This is a genomic window from Pontibacter burrus, assembly GCF_010686685.1.
GTDB classification, from domain to species: domain Bacteria; phylum Bacteroidota; class Bacteroidia; order Cytophagales; family Hymenobacteraceae; genus Pontibacter; species Pontibacter burrus.
Map to the genome: position 1 here is coordinate 155,665 of NZ_JAAGWD010000001.1, position 16,805 is coordinate 172,469.

Consider the following 16,805-nt stretch of genomic DNA (forward strand, 5'->3'; position numbering starts at 1 on the left):
CGCCTCTGGCGAGTGTGAGCTACTTTAGTGGTGTCCCGCCACTTGTGCCTCAGGCACAGTTAAAGCGGCCAGAGTCCGAAGGAAACTCACACTCGCCAGAGGCGAGCGAGGGCGTTATGTTAGTAGTACATTCTTGAAGTAGAAGTGATCCATTCTGTAATTCAAGCTTACAATGGCGCGAGCGTCATCGCTCATGTCGAACTATAGCTGGGCCTCCGGCCCAGTTGGATTACAAATCCAACACTATAAATAAGTCACGGATCACAGATCCGCGCCAGCAGAAGGAGGACATTTACTCAGCCTTCTATACAGTCCTGCTTTACCTTTTCTATAGTTTAACATCCCATTTCTTTTCTCATTTTCATCAGTCAGCAGCCACTTTTTTTCGATTAATAGCTACCCGGAGCAAAACATTGAGTCGGATTTCAGTATAAAGAGCAACTACTGTTAAGAATGTTGCATGAGTTTCCCGATCGAAAACATTTTATTAGGTATCTCTATACTGCTGCTGATCAGTATAGTACTTAGTAAAAGTTTGGGTAAATACGGCATTCCGGCGCTGATACTTTTTATAGGGGTGGGCATGCTGGCTGGCTCAGAAGGCATCGGCAACATCCACTTCAACGATCCTGGGCTGGCACAGTCGATGGGCACTGTGGCACTTACAATCATTCTCTTCTCTGGCGGCCTCGATACGCGCTGGGAAACAACCAAACCTATCCTCTGGCGGGGCGTCATGCTCTCAACTATAGGCGTTTTTATAACGGCTCTGCTGATGGGCCTGTTTGTCTGGTATATTACCGATTTTACTTTATTCGAAGCGCTTTTACTGGGCTCCATCGTTTCCTCTACCGATGCAGCAGCGGTATTTTCCATACTCCGTTCTAAAAGCATCGGCTTGAAACACAACCTGCGCCCCACCCTGGAGTTTGAGTCTGGCAGCAACGACCCGATGGCTTATTTCCTGACCGTGAGCTTTACTTACCTGGTGCTGCACGAAGGCCAGGCAAGCTTATGGAACCTGATACCCATGTTTTTCCTGCAGATGAGCATTGGTGCCGTCATGGGAGTTGTGATGGGCCGGGTTATGGTTTGGGTGATCAACCGTATTTCGTTGCAGCAGGATGGCCTGTACCCGGCGCTAACCCTGGGTATGGTCATATTTACGTTTGCTTTTACCACGGTTATTAAAGGCAACGGGTTTCTGGCCATTTACATTGCCGGTGTAATACTGGGCAACCGCAACTTTATTCACCGGGGAAGCCTTATCCGGTTTTACGATGGCCTCGCTTGGCTCATGCAGATTATGATATTCCTGACGCTGGGTTTGCTTGTATTCCCCTCGCAGATGATACCAGTACTAGGGACCGGGGTGCTTATATCGGTTTTCCTGATGCTGGTTGCCCGCCCGCTGAGCGTTTTTTTAAGCCTGATCCCATTCCGCAGCACCCTCCGCGACAAAGTGTATATTTCGTGGGTGGGGTTACGGGGCGCTGTGCCCATTGTGTTTGCCACCTACCCCATGTTGGCCGGTGTAGAGAAGTCCACCATGATCTTCAATATCGTTTTCTTTATAGTACTCACCTCGGTTATGCTGCAGGGCACTACGCTAACACAGGTGGCAGGGTGGCTGCGCCTCTCGCGCCGCGACAGGGCTTTAAAGCGGCTGCAGTTGGGCGATGAAATGGGGTATGACATGAAGAATGCACTCGTAGAGATAGAGCTTACCCCAGACAGCCTGGCAAACGGAAAGTCCATAGTTGAGCTGCAGTTTCCTAAGTCATCGCTGATCGTACTTATAAACCGCGGTGGCAAATACGTAACTCCAAACGGCGCCACCGTGCTTGAACCCAACGACAAGCTGCTGGTCATGATCGACAACGACAGCGAGTTGGAGAAAGTAAACACAGCGCTGGGAATAACCGTCTAAACAACAAACTATAGTTTATGCACCCTCTCCTCCGGAAATTACCCTTGCCCGATGCCGACGTATGGTATGCCCCCAACTTTTTTAGTGCTGCGGAAAGTGACCTGTACTTTACCCAACTACAGCAACAGGTAACCTGGAAGCAGGAAAAGATAAGAATGTTTGGCAAAGAGATGCCGCTGCCCCGCCTCACTGCCTGGTATGGCGATAAAGCTTACACATATTCTGGTCTTAAAAATGAGCCGCAACCCTGGCTGCCTGTGCTGCAGCAGTTAAAAACGCAGGTAGAACAAGCCACCAACTATAGCTACAACAGCGTGCTGCTGAACCTGTACCCGCACGGGCAAAGCAGCATGGGCTGGCACTCCGACGATGAGCCTGAACTGGGGCCGGAACCAACTATAGCCTCGGTCAGTTTTGGGGCCGAGCGCAGGTTTGGGTTTAAGCACCGGCACAACAAAGCACAGCAAAACCTGTATTTTACCTTGGTGCACGGCAGTTTACTACTTATGCAGGGCCCTACGCAGCGTAACTGGCTTCACAGCATTACCAAAACTACACGCGCTACAGGCCACCGCATCAACCTTACTTTTCGAAACATTCTAAGCTAAGCAGCCTATAGATTGTGAAAAATGGAAGGAAAATATTACTTTACAGCAACAGAAGTATAGCCTTATACTTTACCCTATGACGGAAAAAAAGAACATCGCCATTATGGGAGCCGGATTGGTTGGCTCGCTGCTTTCGTTGTACCTGGCCAAACGCGGCCATAAAATAGACCTTTACGAGCGCAGACCCGATATGCGGGTGACCACCCTGGATGGCGGCCGTTCGATAAACCTTGCGCTGAGCGACCGTGGCTGGCGCACTTTACGGGGCATCGGCATAGAAGAGGAAGTACGCAAGGTGGCCATCCCAATGTACGGCCGCATGATGCATAGCGAGAGCGGCGAACTCACATTTCAGCCGTACGGCAAAGAGGGGCAAGCGATTTATTCTGTATCCAGGGCCGGGCTGAATATGGCGCTGATGAACGTATCGGAGCCTAACGATGACATTACCTATCACTTTAGCCGCCAGGTGCAGGACGTGAACCTTAAAACCGGCGAGGTATACCTGCGCAACAACGATACTGAATCTACCGAAACTATAAAACCTGACCTCATTTTTGGGGCGGATGGCGCTTTCTCGATGGTGCGGGGTGCCCTGCAGAAAACCGAGCGCTTCAACTATCAGCAAAGCTACCTGGAGTACGGCTACAAAGAACTGACCATACCGGCTACACCAGATGGCGGCTGGGCGCTGGAGAAAAATGCGCTGCACATCTGGCCACGTGGCAACTACATGATGATCGCGCTGCCAAACACCGATGGTAGTTTTACCTGTACGTTGTTCTTCCCGTACGAGGGCGAGCGTTCCTTTGCATCCATCAAAACCGACACCGACCTGCTTAACTTTTTCCTGGAGGTGTTTCCGGATGCAGTGCCGCTAATGCCAGACCTGGCTCAGGATTATTTCTGCAACCCAACCGGTACGCTGGTAACTATAAAATGTTTCCCGTGGAGTTACGAGGATAAAGTGCTGCTTATTGGCGATGCCAGCCATGCTGTAGTACCGTTTTACGGACAGGGCATGAATGCCGGCTTCGAAGACATAACAGTGCTGGACCAGATGCTGGAAACCTTTGATGGCGACTGGAAGGGTTTATTTAAAGCTTTTGAGCAGAGCCGCAAACCCAACGCCGACGCCATTGCCGACCTGGCCGTAATGAACTTTATTGAAATGCGCGATAAGGTGGCTGATCCACGGTTCCTGCTTCGCAAAAAGATAGAAGGCAAAATAAACGAGCAGTACCCGGATAAGTGGATACCACTCTACTCCATGGTTACGTTCACGGATATGCCTTACTCTCATGCTCTTGAAACCGGACGCCAGCAGGACAAGATCATGAAAAAGGTAATGAAGCACATCCAGACGATAGAAGACTATAACAAACCGGAAGTGCAGCAGCTGATTGAAGAGGAGATCATCCACAAAGAGAAACTGAAAGCCTATCAGCAGTCTTCAGTTAGTAGTGATAAGTAAACAGTAATCAACCTACTCTTTCCCGCAACTATAGCAGTAGCGGGTAGTATCTCATCATTCTGATTCACCAGATTACTATGGCGCGAGCGTCTTCGCTCGTGTCGAACTATAGCTTGGCCTCCGCCCCAGTTGGATTGCAAATCCAACACTATAAGTTAGTCACGGACCGCAGATCCGCGCCAGCAAAAATATCAGACAGCCCCCGAAGTATAAAATCCGCATCAGATGGCTGGATCAGGCGCAACTGCAAACGCTTGATTGTTAGCCCAGGCATCTGCTATCTAGCGGCTTCGGCGGGTTTTGCAGGTGGTTGCAGCACTTCGCCACATTTGCTGCAGGTGCGCTTCTGCTCATCGTCCCAGAAATTGCCCATAATAACCGGCAGCTGTTTTACAATATCGGTTACTTCGGTAAAGTCTTCGTGCAGTTTGTTGCCGCAGTTCTCGCAAAACCACATAAATCCGTCTCGCTCCCCTTCTCTGCGGTAACGCTCTATTACCAACCCAACCGTGTTAGCCGGGCGCTGCGGCGAGTGTGGTACACGCGGTGGCAGCAGGAAAATCTCTCCTTCTTTTATCGGGATGTCTACCGGCTTACCGTCTTCTATAATTTTGAGCACAATGTCGCCTTCTACCTGGTAAAAGAACTCCTCGCTCTCATCGTAATGATAATCTTTGCGGGCATTGGGGCCACCAACTACCATCACAATAAAATCGTCGTTGCCTTTATATACCTGCTGGTTGCCTACTGGTGGCTTTAACAGATGGCGGTGTTCGTCTATCCACTGCTTAAAATTGAAAGGTCGTTGTATGGCCATAGTTTTAATTTTGTGTTTGCTGTTTGAAAGTACGGAAATTCCGGCAAACATGGTAGCGCCAACCTGCGGATAACTGCACTTCATACTATAGATTTTTGTACATTTAACCTATGGATTTAAACCTGAAAGATAAACGCGCCCTTGTATGCGGCAGCACGCAGGGCATCGGCAAGGCCATAGCCGTAGAACTGGCCCAGTTAGGTGCGCATGTAACGCTGGTGGCCCGCAACGAAGAAAAACTACAGGCCGCCTTGCACGATCTGGACAACAGCCAGGGGCAGCAGCACGATTTTATAGTTGCAGATTTCTCGGATCCGTATAACCTGAACATACAAGTACAGGCTTACTTGGAGCAACAGCCAACTATACACATACTGGTGAATAACACCGGCGGCCCGGCAGGCGGACCAATTACAGAAGCGGTGTCAGATGAGTTTGTGAATGCGTTTAACCAGCACCTGATCGCGAACCACCTGTTGGCAAAGGCCGTGATCCCGGGTATGAAAGCAGCCAACTATGGCCGCATCATCAACATTATCAGTACATCGGTAAAGCAGCCTTTGCATGGTTTGGGCGTATCTAATACTATACGCGGAGCCGTAGCCAGCTGGGCCAAAACCATGGCGAATGAGCTGGGACAATTCGGGATAACGGTTAATAACGTGTTGCCAGGCGCCACCCGCACCGGCCGCCTGGAATCCATCATCGAAAATAAGGCCAAGAAAACCGCTACCGAAGTAGATGCCGTGGAAGAAGAGATGATGAAAGAGATACCAGCCCGCCGCTTCGCTGAACCCGAAGAAGTTGCCGCCGCTGCTGCGTTTCTGGCCACACCAGCCGCTGCTTATATCAATGGGATTAATGTGCCGGTAGATGGTGGTAGAACGGGGTGTTTATAGTTGTTAGTTAGCCAGTGTAGTAAATGCAAAACCACATGAAACTATTACACTACTTACCTCTACTTCTTATTACCCTTTCATGTAGCTCGGGGGATTCTTCTAGAGAAAAGAGCAGGCTCAACGAGTCAGCTATAAAAGTCAGAGTTTTAGATTTAAGATCAGAACAGATTTACAAGCAGAGCCAGCAGCTGATCAAAGGGAAAAACTCTGCTGAGTTAGTTGAATCCATTAAGCCTTTTTTGCAGTTCGATGACAGCTTACAATTAATCAAAAACGAGCTCATAACTATAGCGGGCGGATATACAGAAGAAGCATTTTACTACAATGTGCCTGCCTTCAACTACGTTGAAGACTATTTTTATGGTGAAACAGCATTCAGAAACAACAGCCACGATTTTTTCTTTGCCACATTAGAGAGACTGAACCAGGAGATAAACCGGCTATCGCTAAACACTAGATTTTCGGTAACCCTAGAGGAAAGATTCACCATTTTGCAAGAGCGTTACGGAGTAGAGGACAGGAAGTATTTGTTCAAGAATTTATCTATCAGTGAAGCAGTAGAGTTGATAGAAGCTATAAGAAGACAAGCCGCAATAGGCCATCAGGAACATGTGATTAATGAACTCATAAAGTCTAACGGCTGACACCATCACACAACAGCACACTAATCGTCAAACCTATAGCATTCCAAACCCATTCATAATTTCTAATTTATAATTACCCGAAGGTGCAGCACATACATAACTATATAAACGGTCAGTTGGTAATGCCTGTGGCGGGGCAGTACATCGACAACTATAACCCGGCTACTGGCGAAGTGTATTCTCTTATTCCGGATTCGGATGAGCAGGATGTGGAGCAAGCTGTGCAGGCGGCGCAGGCAGCTTTTCCGGCATGGGCTAAAACGCCAGCCGAAAAGCGTGGGCAGCTAATGATGCGCATTGCCGACCTGATAGATCAGAACCTGGACCGCCTGGCTGAAGCCGAATCTATAGACAATGGCAAGCCGCTAAAACTGGCTAAGTCTGTAGATATACCGCGCGCCAGTAGCAACATGCGCTTTTATGGTACTGCCATCCAGCACTTTGCTTCCGAAGCGCATTACATGGAAGGCACTGATGCCATCAACTATACAGTTCGTCATCCGCACGGGGTAGTGGGCTGTATCTCGCCCTGGAACCTGCCGTTGTACCTGTTTACCTGGAAAATTGCGCCTGCCCTAGCTGCCGGTAATTGTGTAGTTGCCAAACCATCGGAAGTTACACCTATGACGGCCTACTTACTCTCGGAGATCTGTATAGAAGCGGGCTTGCCTGCCGGTGTGCTGAACATTGTGCATGGTTACGGGCACAAAGTGGGTGCTGCCATGACGGCTCACCCGAAAGTTCCGGTTATCTCCTTTACAGGCGGCACTGCTACCGGACGAACTATAGCTGCCACGGCGGCTCCTATGTTCAAGAAGCTGTCACTCGAATTGGGTGGCAAAAACCCGAACATCATCTTTGCGGACTGTGACTTCAATAACGCACTGCACACCACTATCCACTCTTCGTTTGCCAACCAGGGCCAGATTTGCTTGTGTGGCTCACGCATTTTTATAGAACGGCCGCTGTACGAGAAGTTCCGGGATGCTTTTGTAGAGAAGGTAAAAGCCATGAAAGTGGGCGATCCCATGGAAGAAGGCACGAAATTGGGCGCAGTAGTATCGGAGCAGCACATGCAGAAGGTACTGTCTTACATTGAACTGGCCAAGCAGGAAGGTGGAACTATACTTACCGGCGGGGAGCGCGTAGCGGTAGATGGTCGCTGCGAAAACGGCTGGTTTATAGCGCCGACTATAGTTGAAGGCCTGCCTTACAACTGCCGCACTAACACCGAAGAGATCTTCGGCCCTGTGGTTACGCTCACCCCTTTCGATACCGAAGAAGAAGTGATCCAATACGCCAACTGCACCGACTATGGCCTGTCCGCTACCATCTGGACGAACAATTTGCAACGGGCACACCGTGTGGCACACCAGGTACATTCCGGCATTATCTGGATCAATACCTGGCTCCTACGCGACCTGCGCACTCCGTTCGGCGGCATGAAAAACTCCGGCGTTGGCCGTGAGGGTGGTTTTGAAGCGCTGCGTTTCTTTACCGAACCACAGAATGTGTGTGTGAAGCTATAGTTGTAAAGATTGCGTTAAACTCTGTGATGCCTTTAATCTTTATAAGCGTATTGTATAAAAACAGTAGGCTCATAAAGCATTATGGCAAAGGCAGCAACTATAGCTATGCGGGCAACTATACTTTCACAATTAAGAGAGAGTGAAGAAAGCCTGCATGCCCAAGGCCTGGACGCTGATATATTGGTTGCTGTTTATAATGATTACCTTTCCAGGAAGCAGGAACTGAAAACTATAGCCGGCTTTGTGGCTGAGATGCTGCTACGCTGCAGGGAAGTGCACGCAGTGCGGTATCGCTTAAAAGACCCGCTGCACCTGCTCCAAAAGATCATCCGGAAGAAGAAAGAATACCCGCACCGCAATATAAACCGCCATAATTACCTGCACTACATCAACGATCTGGCGGGTGTTCGTGTATTGTACCTCTATAAAGAAGACTGGGAGCAGATCGGGAGACATATCAGGCAACTATGGGAACTGAAACGGCCACCATACGCTTACATCCGGCACAGCGGAGAGCTTCAGCTTTTTATAAACAAGGGCTGTAACGTATTTGTGCACCCAAGAGGCTACAGCGCCATCCATTTTGTAATAACTACAAGTCCCGACAGGCAGCGCTATTTTATTGAGATTCAACTCAGGACATTGCTCGAAGAAACCTGGAGTGAATTAGACCATAGCATCCGTTATCCTAACTATAGCCCTCACCCCCTGCTTGATGAGCTGTTGCTTATACTCGGCAGACTTACAAGCTATGCTAACGAAACAATTACTCAAATTAAAGTACTAGCTGATGCCTTAAACAGTACTGCACCTATCCCTGAGCGCAGTAATCAGTTACGGGAGTATATCCGCACCCTGCCTATACCGGAAGCCGAAAAGCAGCAACTATACTCCCGGATAAACAGGTTGCTATAGTTTACCTGCGGTCGGGCACCAGGTTATGCGCTACCAGTTTCCATTCGTCACCCAGCACTTTCCATACTTTCAGGTAGTGGCCACTGTTGTTGCCTTGCTGGTAGCTACCGTAGGTATAGGCCATGTCGGAGGCAGGTGAGATATCGTGGCCGAGGTTTGTATAAATTACATCTGACGCTTGCGCTATAGTTAAGTCTTTATACCTTGTCGGGTACTCGCCGTGGCGGTAGATCAATGTTTCTTCTACATAAGGCTGTAGCGGCTGCACATCTTTCTCCAGCAGATCTGTGGCTTTGCCTTTACCAGTTTTAACTTCCGGTGCAGGCTTGTAAGTTTCTTTCCTGATCAGATCCGGCGAGAACGAATTACCCATGTCTATCACTACTTTCCATTGCCCGTCCGGCTGCTTCTTCCAGACAGATAAATAGAATCCGGCTCCTGCTGGTTTTGCATCTTCAGGGTTGGCTTTAAATTCATAAGGCCCAGTGGTATAGCCCCAGTCCAGAGAGCCGGAGATATCAGCATTCATTGGATACCAGCTAAGTATGGCCTTGCTTTCGGGAGCTTCGGCATGTAGCTTTCTGCCATTGGTTGGTTTAGGTGTAAACACAATTCCATCTTCGGCCAGGTGCTCTACAAATGCCTGATGAAATCCTTTTTTTACAGAGGTAGCGGCAAAGGCGCGTTCGGCATTGGCAAGGCTTTCCAACTCCTTTTCTCGGGTAGTTCTGGTGGCCTGAAAGGCGCACAGCAGCAGCACTGGCAGCATCAGCACTGGCAGCATCAGCAAGAGAGATAATTTCATAGTTTTCAGAGGTGATATGTGCAGCAAAAAGTAAGGTCAAATATAAATGAAATACAGGCGCTTAACGCTTCATTAGCTTTAAATTTAAGCAGTTACACGTAAAGCCTGCAGCACACAACTATAGCTATGCGCATACCTATAGTTAAAACAAAAGGCCCACCGTTTCCAGCAGGCCTCTATAATTAAGTTTTACCTTGTACTTACTGGTTTTTTTCGCCTGATGCGTTGATCAGTTTGCGCTCCAGGAAATCGGTCATCATGATGAAGCGGTGCAGCGAAGTGATGCCGCCACCCACACCGTGGTTACGGTTCGGGTAATAGAAGCTTTCGAACTGCTTATTAGCACTGATCAGGGCATCCTGCATGGCCACAGCATTCTGGAAATGCACGTTATCGTCGCCGGTACCGTGAATCAGCAGTAGCTCGCCCTGCATTTTATCTGCGAAGAACAGCGGAGAGTTATCATCATAACCAGAAGCATTCTCTTGTGGTGTTTTCAGGAAACGCTCGGTGTAAATGGTATCGTAGTATCTCCAGTTTGTTACAGGCGCTACCGAAATACCGGCAGCAAATACGCCATTGCCTTTGGTTAAGCCCAGCAACGTCATATATCCACCATAGCTATGCCCCCAGATACCGATGCGGTTCTTATCTACATAGCTCTGGTTGCCCAGCCACTTGGCTGCTTCAATCTGGTCTTCTATCTCGTACTTACCTAAGTTAGCGTAAGTCACTTTCTTAAATTCAGCACCACGGGCACCTGTGCCACGGTTATCTACGCTTACTACCACCATGCCTTTGTTAGCCAGCACCTGGTACCATAGGTAGTTGGTACCACCCCAGCTATTAGTCACTGTCTGCGAGCCCGGGCCACCGTACACGAACATCAGCACAGGGTACTTCTTGTTCGGATCAAAGTTCGTTGGCTTGATCATCCAACCGTTCAGTTGTGTGCCGTCTGCAGTTTTCATGGTAAAGAACTCCTGCTTGGCAATGTTAAACTGGTCCAGCGTATTTTTAAGCTTGGTGTTATCTTCCAGCATCTTTATCTGCTTGCCATCTTTGGCTGTGTGCAGTGCCACAGTAGGTACCTCGTTAGCAGCAGAACTATAGTCCAGGAAATACTTAAAGTCGTTGCTCATGTTTACGCGGTGCGTACCGGCAGTAGTGGTCAGGCGCTGTTTCTTTTTGCCTTTGCTACTGATGCTGTACAGGTGGCGCTCCAGCGGCGATACTTCCGCAGACATATAGTACAGGCGGTCGTTCTTCTCATCAAAGCCAACATAGCTGCTCACTTCCCAGTTGCCGTTCGTGATCTGGCGCACCAGTTTACCCTGCATATTATACAGGTACAGGTGGTTGTAGCCTTTTACTTCTGAGGAATGGATAAAGTGCTTGCCGTCTTTCAGGTAAGTCAGGTCATCTGTTACGTCTATGTAAGCTTTGTCGGTTTCCTTCAGTACCACATCAGCTTTACCTGTAGTTGCATTAGCGTGCAAAATTTCCAGCGTGTTCTGCAGACGGTTCATGCGCTGAATAGAAAGTAGGTTCGGGTTGTTGGTCCACTTGATGCGCGGGATATAGATATCAGTCTCCTTACCAGTATCCATTTTCACGGTTTTACCGCTAGCCACATCATACACCGATACGGTAACTATAGAGTTCGCCTCGCCTGGCTTAGGATACTTGAACTTATAGTCCTGTGGGTATAGTTCGCCCCACATCTGCATGTTAAACTCCGGTACGTTGGTCTCATCAAAAGTATAGAAAGCGATCTTCTTGCCATCCGGCGACCAGTGGAAGCCTTGTGCAAAAGAGAACTCTTCTTCGTAAACCCAGTCAGCATATCCGTTGATGATGGAGTTATACTTGCCGTCAGTAGTGATCTGAGTTTCCTTCATGTTGCTCAGGTCCACTACAAACATGTTGCCTTCGCGGGCAAAAGCCACTCGCTGCGCATCCGGCGAGAAGGTAGCATACATTTGCTTGCCGCCGTTGCTAAGCTTAGTCAGTTTTTTAGAGGCGATGTCGTAGATGTAGAAATCAGCCTTGGAAGAGCGACGGTAGATCTGCTCACGGCCTGTAGAGAAAAGCACTTTTTTCTCGTCCGATGAAAAGGTATAACCATCGTAGCTGATCGGGGTGTTGCTGCCCTGTGGCTTCAGGTCTTCCCCCTCTATAATCGTGCTAACAGGCTGGCCTGTAGTTACATTATATTTTACGATGTCTTGTACCTTGTTCTTCTCGTCAGCCACCTGCGAGCTATAGTACTGGCCATCGTTCATCCAGTTTACCCCATATACCGACTGGCTGCGGAAAGTGCCTTTGCGGTAGATATCTTCCAGGGTTATGTTTTTTTTCTGCTGCGCCTGCGCCACAAAGGCAAAGCAAAGCATTACAGCAACCAGAAGGTTAGTTCTTAACTTACTATGCATGCGATTGGTTTAGTTATAGTTTAGTCCCCCTAATTTAGGACAATATTGTTGTTAAGCCATACTATTGATGCTAAAAGCATATTTAGGAAGTTAAAGCCTGGTGCATTTAAAGCAAAAAGCGCCTGACCAGAGGCCCTGCGCTTTTTAAACTGGAAGTATAAGTTAATTATTAAAAATTAAAGCCTACTGTAAACATTACATTGCTCTGCTTCTGGTCTATATCCACTACCGGGTTCTGTGTTGGATCATCAAAAGTGTATGGTGCGTACAGGCTGTTGCCATTCGATCTCGAGAAGGCTACGTCAGCATAGTAATTTTGCAGACGCACACCCGCACCAAGTGTAAATGTATTTACTGCGGCATCAAAGGCACTGTTCTTATACGGGCTCTCTGATATGGCATAACCGGCACGCAACCTGAACACCTCGTAGCGTCCTTCAGCTCCAATTCTATAGTTCATTGCCGACTTGTAGGTATCTTTTATGCGGCTGTTTATACCACTGAAGTAAGTGCTGAAACCGCTGCCATCATCATCTTCAGAAAAGCGCATGTTGCTATAGTCTACGTATTCGGCATCCGCTGTGATGAAGCCATACTTGCCTATAAATACCGCCACACCACCGTTCGCACGGAATGGCGTAGTTAAACTATAGGAAAACTCGCCTGGCAGTTCAGATGCGCTATAGTTCTCCAGTCCGGCAGTACCTTCAAAAGTGGTGTACAACGAGCGGTTATACCTTTCGGTAAAACTGAAGGCGGTTGGCGTTTGTATACTTACACCAAAGCGCAGCGCATCAATAGGTCTGACTATAACACCTAACTTCAGGTTAACACCTGCTCCCTCTGTCGTAAACTCATCGCGCAGTTCCAGGTTCGCGAAATCGGTACTCTGGTCTGACTCGTTTTCGCGGTAAATGCGCTCCTGTGTAAATTTAGAAGTTACGATGCCAAGCGATGCACCCAGGTAGATCTTATCGCGGAAGCTGGTACCAAAAGCGAAATCGATCTGGTTCAGGGAACCACGACGCTCCAGTTCTTCCCGCAGATTCAGGGCTCCGAAGCGTTCTGTTGGCAAGTAATATTCGCCCTGATCATCTTCCAGCACATCAAGCAGATAGGTACCATAAGCCAGGCCTGCCAGCGAAGTATACCCCTGCCTGTATTCATCATCCAGGTCGTCAACTGTACGGCCTTCTGCCAATGCGCGCTCATAAATGTATTCGGCAAGTCCGGGAGCTGTTGCAGAAGTAGCGCCGTTATAGGTGAAGCGGTTATTAAAGTTGTTTAACCGGGATAAACTGAACCCGAAAGAGGTACCACGCCAGTCGCTGCCATCGTTATCATCTCTACGGTTGCTGAACACTACGCCGGCGTGTGGTATGTTCAGAGTAGTGCGTTCGTCGGGTATGCTGTTATTCCCAAACAAAGAGTTGGTGCTGTTATTTGTAAACCCGATGCTTACATTGGCTTCGGATCTGCGAAACATGCCAAGCCCGGCCGGGTTGGTAGCCATAGTTGATATATCAGCGCCAAGTGCTGTTTGTGCACCGCCAATACCTTGTATACGTGCCGAACCTTGCAGCCCAAGCCGGGTGTAGCGCAGGGCATCTTCCTCGTTCTGAGCAAAAGCGGTTCCGCTCCAGCCCAGCAGTATCGCCAGGCTGGCAGAAATTAGCTTATTCATTTTCATGTGGTTCTGTTACTTAATCGATAGGTTTTTAATTACCCCGTGGTGGCCGGCCACTGCCGCCGCCGCTGCTGCTTCCGCTACTACCACTGCTACGCGCCGGCTCTGATCTGCGGGTCTCGCGTTGCTCATAAGTGCGCGTTGGTGCAGGTCTTGATTCGGTGCTGCGTTGCTCCTGACGGTATTCACGGCGTTGTGGTGTGCTTGTGCTCTCGCGGGTAGTTCGGCGCTGCTCCTGCTGGCGGGCAGGCTGCACACGCTGCTCCTGTTGACGGGCCGGTTGTGTGCGCTGTTCCTGCGGTTGGCTGGAACGCTCTACACGCTGGCGGGTAGTTCCTGTATCACGCGGACGGCTCGCATCACGACCTGGTCTCGTAGTGATCACTTCTTTACCTTCCTCGGTAGTTGATCTGTTAACACGTTCTGTTGCTCTGCTTGGGCGGCCATACACGGCGCGCTGCTCTCGGCTCTCGTTCAGGTTACCACGCTCGGTACGTGTGCGTTCTGTTACTGTACCACCACGGCTGTCGCGCGGGCCATACTGTACTTTGCGCAACGGTGCGTAGCCAGGGTAATCATACACATACTGTCGGCCATAGTAGCCACCGTAGTAACCACCATAGTACGGCGACCATGGGTTATAATAACGGCCATAGCCATAGTATGGGTTCCAGCGGTTGTAATAGCCTCCCCAACCATAATTATAGCTGATAGATATGCTTAAACCACTTCCCCAGTAAGGCCTGTATCCATAAGGATCATAAAAGAAAGGATCGTAATAAAACGGATCGTAGAATGGGTCAGCGTATCGGTAGCGGTAGCTTCTTGGGTGGTGGTAATAACTGCTTGTATATACATCTTGCCCCCAGTACGGATCTACAAAAGAATAATTCGGGCGGTACCAGTTATCACGCGGGTTGTATTCACGGCCATCATAATAGTCGTAATCCTCGTCGGCGTAATAATTACTGGTAATATCGCTACTGCGCGCTGCATATTCCTGGCTCTGAACAGCTTCCTGCTCTGCTCCCTGGTTTTGCTGCGCTGCGTATGTTTCATCGGCTGGCTGCACATACTCCGTTCTGTCGGCAGAGCTATAGTACATATCATCGTACTCCGAAGACTGCATTGAACCTGGGCCGCTACAACCCACCGCCAACAGAGACAATGCCGGAATTATCGTATAAATGGAAAACTTTTTCATGGCCTTCTGGTGTAAAACTTCTTCTATATCAAAGATATAAACACAATGGCGCAAAACCTTATCAATAGTATAATATATTAACGTAATTTTGAGCTGTATTGATGTCTAAACTGTATTTGAATCAATAGCAATTATTATTCCAAAAACATCTTTAATTAAGAATATACAATAAATAATTAAAAAAATGAGCAAAGGGCTACCAAAAAGAAGCGAAGATTATTCCTTATGGTATAACGAACTGGTGAAGAAAGCAGGCCTTGCTGAAAACTCCGCCGTGCGTGGTTGTATGGTTATCAAACCATACGGTTACGCCATCTGGGAGAAGATGCAACGCCAGCTGGACGATATGTTTAAGGCTACCGGCCACGAAAATGCATACTTCCCGCTGTTTGTGCCCAAAAGCCTGTTCGAGGCCGAAGAGCAGAATGCCGAAGGCTTTGCCAAAGAGTGTGCTGTTGTAACACACTACCGCCTGCAGAACGACCCGGACAAACCAGGAAAACTTCGTGTAGACCCTAATGCTAAACTGGAAGAAGAGCTGATTGTTCGACCTACTTCTGAAGCCGTTATCTGGAACACGTACAAAAACTGGATACAGAGCTACCGCGACCTGCCTATATTGGTAAACCAGTGGGCTAACGTGGTGCGCTGGGAAATGCGTACGCGCCTGTTCTTAAGAACTGCCGAGTTCTTATGGCAGGAAGGCCACACTGCACACGCCACTGATAAAGAGGCAATTGCAGAAGCTGAACAGATGCTGGAAGTGTACGCCACTTTTGCAGAGCAATACATTGCGCTTCCGGTTGTAAGAGGTGTTAAAACACCAAGCGAGCGTTTTGCCGGCGCCCTCGACACGTATTGCATTGAAGGTTTGATGCAGGATGGAAAAGCGCTTCAGGCGGGTACATCGCACTTCCTGGGCCAGAATTTTGCCAAGGCTTTCGATGTGAAATTTGCAACGAAAGACGGTGGCCTGGAACACGTTTGGGGAACATCGTGGGGCGTAAGTACACGTCTGATGGGTGCGCTGGTAATGGCTCACTCGGATGATGAAGGACTTGTGCTGCCTCCAAAGCTGGCTCCAATCCAGGTGGTTATAGTTCCGATCTATAAAGGTGATGAACAGCTGGCGCAGATCACGGAGAAAGTGAACCAACTGAAGCGCGAGCTAATGGCCAAGGGCATCAGCGTGAAGTTTGACGACCGCGACACCGAACGCCCAGGCTTTAAGTTTGCAGAGTGGGAACTGAAAGGTGTGCCGGTACGCATCGCCATCGGAGCCCGCGACCTGGAAAACGGAACTGCCGAAGTTGCCCGTCGCGATACGAAAGAGAAAAGCACACAGCAGTTCGATAACCTGGCAAACTATATCCCGGCGTTGTTAGACGAGATTCAGGAGAATATCTACAACAAGGCGCTGGCGTTCCGTGAAGAACACACTACTTCGGTAGATTCTTATGAGGAGTTTAAAGAAGTACTGGAAACCAAAGGAGGCTTTGTACTGGCGCACTGGGACGGCACCGCTGAAACAGAAGAGCGCATAAAAGAAGAAACCAAAGCTACTATACGTTGCATTGCCCTGGCCACCCCGGAAGAAGAAGGTGTAGACATGATTACCGGCAAGCCTAGCAAGAAACGCGTGTATTTTGCCAAAGCGTATTAATTGTTAATAGTTTATTGCTGATTGTTAGATCGGCAATCTATATTTTCAAACCGCCACTTCCCTGACTGGAGAGTGGCGGTTTTTGTTTTTAAACTCTACTTTTTGTCTGAATCAGAATTTACAGGATTAATGGGTTTTCAGGATTTCTGACGATTGCTATAGTTGGAGATATGGGTCTATAGTTAACGTGGTCCA

At 48.8% G+C, this 16,805-nt stretch carries 13 protein-coding genes; 8 read left to right on the plus strand and 5 right to left on the minus strand.

Translation table 11 applies throughout. The features are described 5' to 3' along the window. The first annotated feature begins 460 nt into the window (after positions 1 to 460). The 3 genes from GXP69_RS00850 to GXP69_RS00860 all read left to right on the plus strand — a co-directional run bounded on the left by GXP69_RS00850 (position 461) and on the right by GXP69_RS00860 (position 4,012). Positions 461 to 1,930 (plus strand): potassium/proton antiporter, encoded by a 1,470-nt coding sequence (locus tag GXP69_RS00850; protein WP_163911097.1) that lies wholly within the window; start codon positions 461 to 463, stop codon positions 1,928 to 1,930. A gap of 17 nt (positions 1,931 to 1,947) precedes the next feature. Further along, the gene (locus GXP69_RS00855; RefSeq protein ID WP_163911100.1) at positions 1,948 to 2,538 is read left to right on the plus strand and encodes an alpha-ketoglutarate-dependent dioxygenase AlkB family protein; all 591 of its coding nucleotides are present in this window, start codon (positions 1,948 to 1,950) and stop codon (positions 2,536 to 2,538) included. Between the two features lie 76 nt (positions 2,539 to 2,614). Continuing rightward, positions 2,615 to 4,012 (plus strand): FAD-dependent oxidoreductase, encoded by a 1,398-nt coding sequence (locus GXP69_RS00860; RefSeq protein ID WP_163911103.1) that lies wholly within the window; start codon positions 2,615 to 2,617, stop codon positions 4,010 to 4,012. A gap of 277 nt (positions 4,013 to 4,289) precedes the next feature. Here GXP69_RS00860 and GXP69_RS00865 read toward each other — a convergent pair whose 3' ends face one another. Next, positions 4,290 to 4,829, minus strand: coding sequence for a 3-hydroxyanthranilate 3,4-dioxygenase (locus GXP69_RS00865; protein ID WP_204281904.1), 540 nt, complete (start codon positions 4,827 to 4,829; stop codon positions 4,290 to 4,292). Positions 4,830 to 4,939: 110 nt separating this feature from the next. Between GXP69_RS00865 and GXP69_RS00870 the strand changes: the two genes are divergently transcribed. The 4 genes from GXP69_RS00870 (at position 4,940) to GXP69_RS00885 (ending at position 8,816) form a co-directional block, all read left to right on the plus strand. Further along, positions 4,940 to 5,728: an SDR family oxidoreductase gene (locus GXP69_RS00870; protein WP_163911106.1), complete on the plus strand. Its 789-nt coding sequence runs from the start codon at positions 4,940 to 4,942 to the stop codon at positions 5,726 to 5,728. A gap of 35 nt (positions 5,729 to 5,763) precedes the next feature. After that, positions 5,764 to 6,372: a hypothetical protein gene (locus GXP69_RS00875; RefSeq protein WP_163911109.1), complete on the plus strand. Its 609-nt coding sequence runs from the start codon at positions 5,764 to 5,766 to the stop codon at positions 6,370 to 6,372. Positions 6,373 to 6,455: 83 nt separating this feature from the next. After that, positions 6,456 to 7,901 (plus strand): aldehyde dehydrogenase, encoded by a 1,446-nt coding sequence (locus GXP69_RS00880; protein ID WP_163911112.1) that lies wholly within the window; start codon positions 6,456 to 6,458, stop codon positions 7,899 to 7,901. Between the two features lie 81 nt (positions 7,902 to 7,982). Next, the gene (locus GXP69_RS00885; RefSeq protein WP_235925518.1) at positions 7,983 to 8,816 is read left to right on the plus strand and encodes a RelA/SpoT domain-containing protein; all 834 of its coding nucleotides are present in this window, start codon (positions 7,983 to 7,985) and stop codon (positions 8,814 to 8,816) included. A 1-nt stretch (position 8,817) separates the two neighbouring features. On the opposite strand, the gene GXP69_RS00890 is transcribed toward GXP69_RS00885, so the two are convergent. The 4 genes from GXP69_RS00890 to GXP69_RS00905 all read right to left on the minus strand — a co-directional run bounded on the left by GXP69_RS00890 (position 8,818) and on the right by GXP69_RS00905 (position 14,947). After that, positions 8,818 to 9,621, minus strand: coding sequence for a YybH family protein (locus GXP69_RS00890; RefSeq protein ID WP_163911115.1), 804 nt, complete (start codon positions 9,619 to 9,621; stop codon positions 8,818 to 8,820). A 200-nt stretch (positions 9,622 to 9,821) separates the two neighbouring features. Beyond that, positions 9,822 to 12,056: a S9 family peptidase gene (locus tag GXP69_RS00895; protein WP_163911118.1), complete on the minus strand. Its 2,235-nt coding sequence runs from the start codon at positions 12,054 to 12,056 to the stop codon at positions 9,822 to 9,824. Between the two features lie 169 nt (positions 12,057 to 12,225). After that, positions 12,226 to 13,740, minus strand: a complete 1,515-nt coding sequence (locus GXP69_RS00900) for an OmpP1/FadL family transporter (RefSeq protein ID WP_163911121.1) — start codon at positions 13,738 to 13,740, stop codon at positions 12,226 to 12,228. A gap of 34 nt (positions 13,741 to 13,774) precedes the next feature. Next, positions 13,775 to 14,947 (minus strand): hypothetical protein, encoded by a 1,173-nt coding sequence (locus GXP69_RS00905; protein WP_163911123.1) that lies wholly within the window; start codon positions 14,945 to 14,947, stop codon positions 13,775 to 13,777. A gap of 184 nt (positions 14,948 to 15,131) precedes the next feature. Here GXP69_RS00905 and proS point away from each other — a divergent pair, with 184 nt between their 5' ends. Beyond that, positions 15,132 to 16,610 carry a proline--tRNA ligase gene (gene proS / locus GXP69_RS00910; protein ID WP_163911126.1) on the plus strand — a complete coding sequence of 493 codons (1,479 nt, stop codon included), beginning with the start codon at positions 15,132 to 15,134 and terminating at the stop codon, positions 16,608 to 16,610. The last annotated feature ends 195 nt before the right edge of the window (positions 16,611 to 16,805 follow it).

What these genes read in the sequence shown, in the direction of transcription:
- GXP69_RS00850 (WP_163911097.1), top strand. Translation starts at nt 461, where the DNA reads ATGAGTTTCCCGATCGAAAACATTTTATTAGGTATCTCTATACTGCTG.
- GXP69_RS00855 (WP_163911100.1), top strand. Translation starts at nt 1,948, where the DNA reads ATGCACCCTCTCCTCCGGAAATTACCCTTGCCCGATGCCGACGTATGG.
- GXP69_RS00860 (WP_163911103.1), top strand. Translation starts at nt 2,615, where the DNA reads ATGACGGAAAAAAAGAACATCGCCATTATGGGAGCCGGATTGGTTGGC.
- GXP69_RS00865 (WP_204281904.1), bottom strand. Translation starts at nt 4,829, where the DNA reads ATGGCCATACAACGACCTTTCAATTTTAAGCAGTGGATAGACGAACAC.
- GXP69_RS00870 (WP_163911106.1), top strand. Translation starts at nt 4,940, where the DNA reads ATGGATTTAAACCTGAAAGATAAACGCGCCCTTGTATGCGGCAGCACG.
- GXP69_RS00875 (WP_163911109.1), top strand. Translation starts at nt 5,764, where the DNA reads ATGAAACTATTACACTACTTACCTCTACTTCTTATTACCCTTTCATGT.
- GXP69_RS00885 (WP_235925518.1), top strand. Translation starts at nt 7,983, where the DNA reads ATGGCAAAGGCAGCAACTATAGCTATGCGGGCAACTATACTTTCACAA.
- GXP69_RS00890 (WP_163911115.1), bottom strand. Translation starts at nt 9,621, where the DNA reads ATGAAATTATCTCTCTTGCTGATGCTGCCAGTGCTGATGCTGCCAGTG.
- GXP69_RS00895 (WP_163911118.1), bottom strand. Translation starts at nt 12,056, where the DNA reads ATGCATAGTAAGTTAAGAACTAACCTTCTGGTTGCTGTAATGCTTTGC.
- GXP69_RS00900 (WP_163911121.1), bottom strand. Translation starts at nt 13,740, where the DNA reads ATGAATAAGCTAATTTCTGCCAGCCTGGCGATACTGCTGGGCTGGAGC.
- GXP69_RS00905 (WP_163911123.1), bottom strand. Translation starts at nt 14,947, where the DNA reads ATGAAAAAGTTTTCCATTTATACGATAATTCCGGCATTGTCTCTGTTG.
- proS (WP_163911126.1), top strand. Translation starts at nt 15,132, where the DNA reads ATGAGCAAAGGGCTACCAAAAAGAAGCGAAGATTATTCCTTATGGTAT.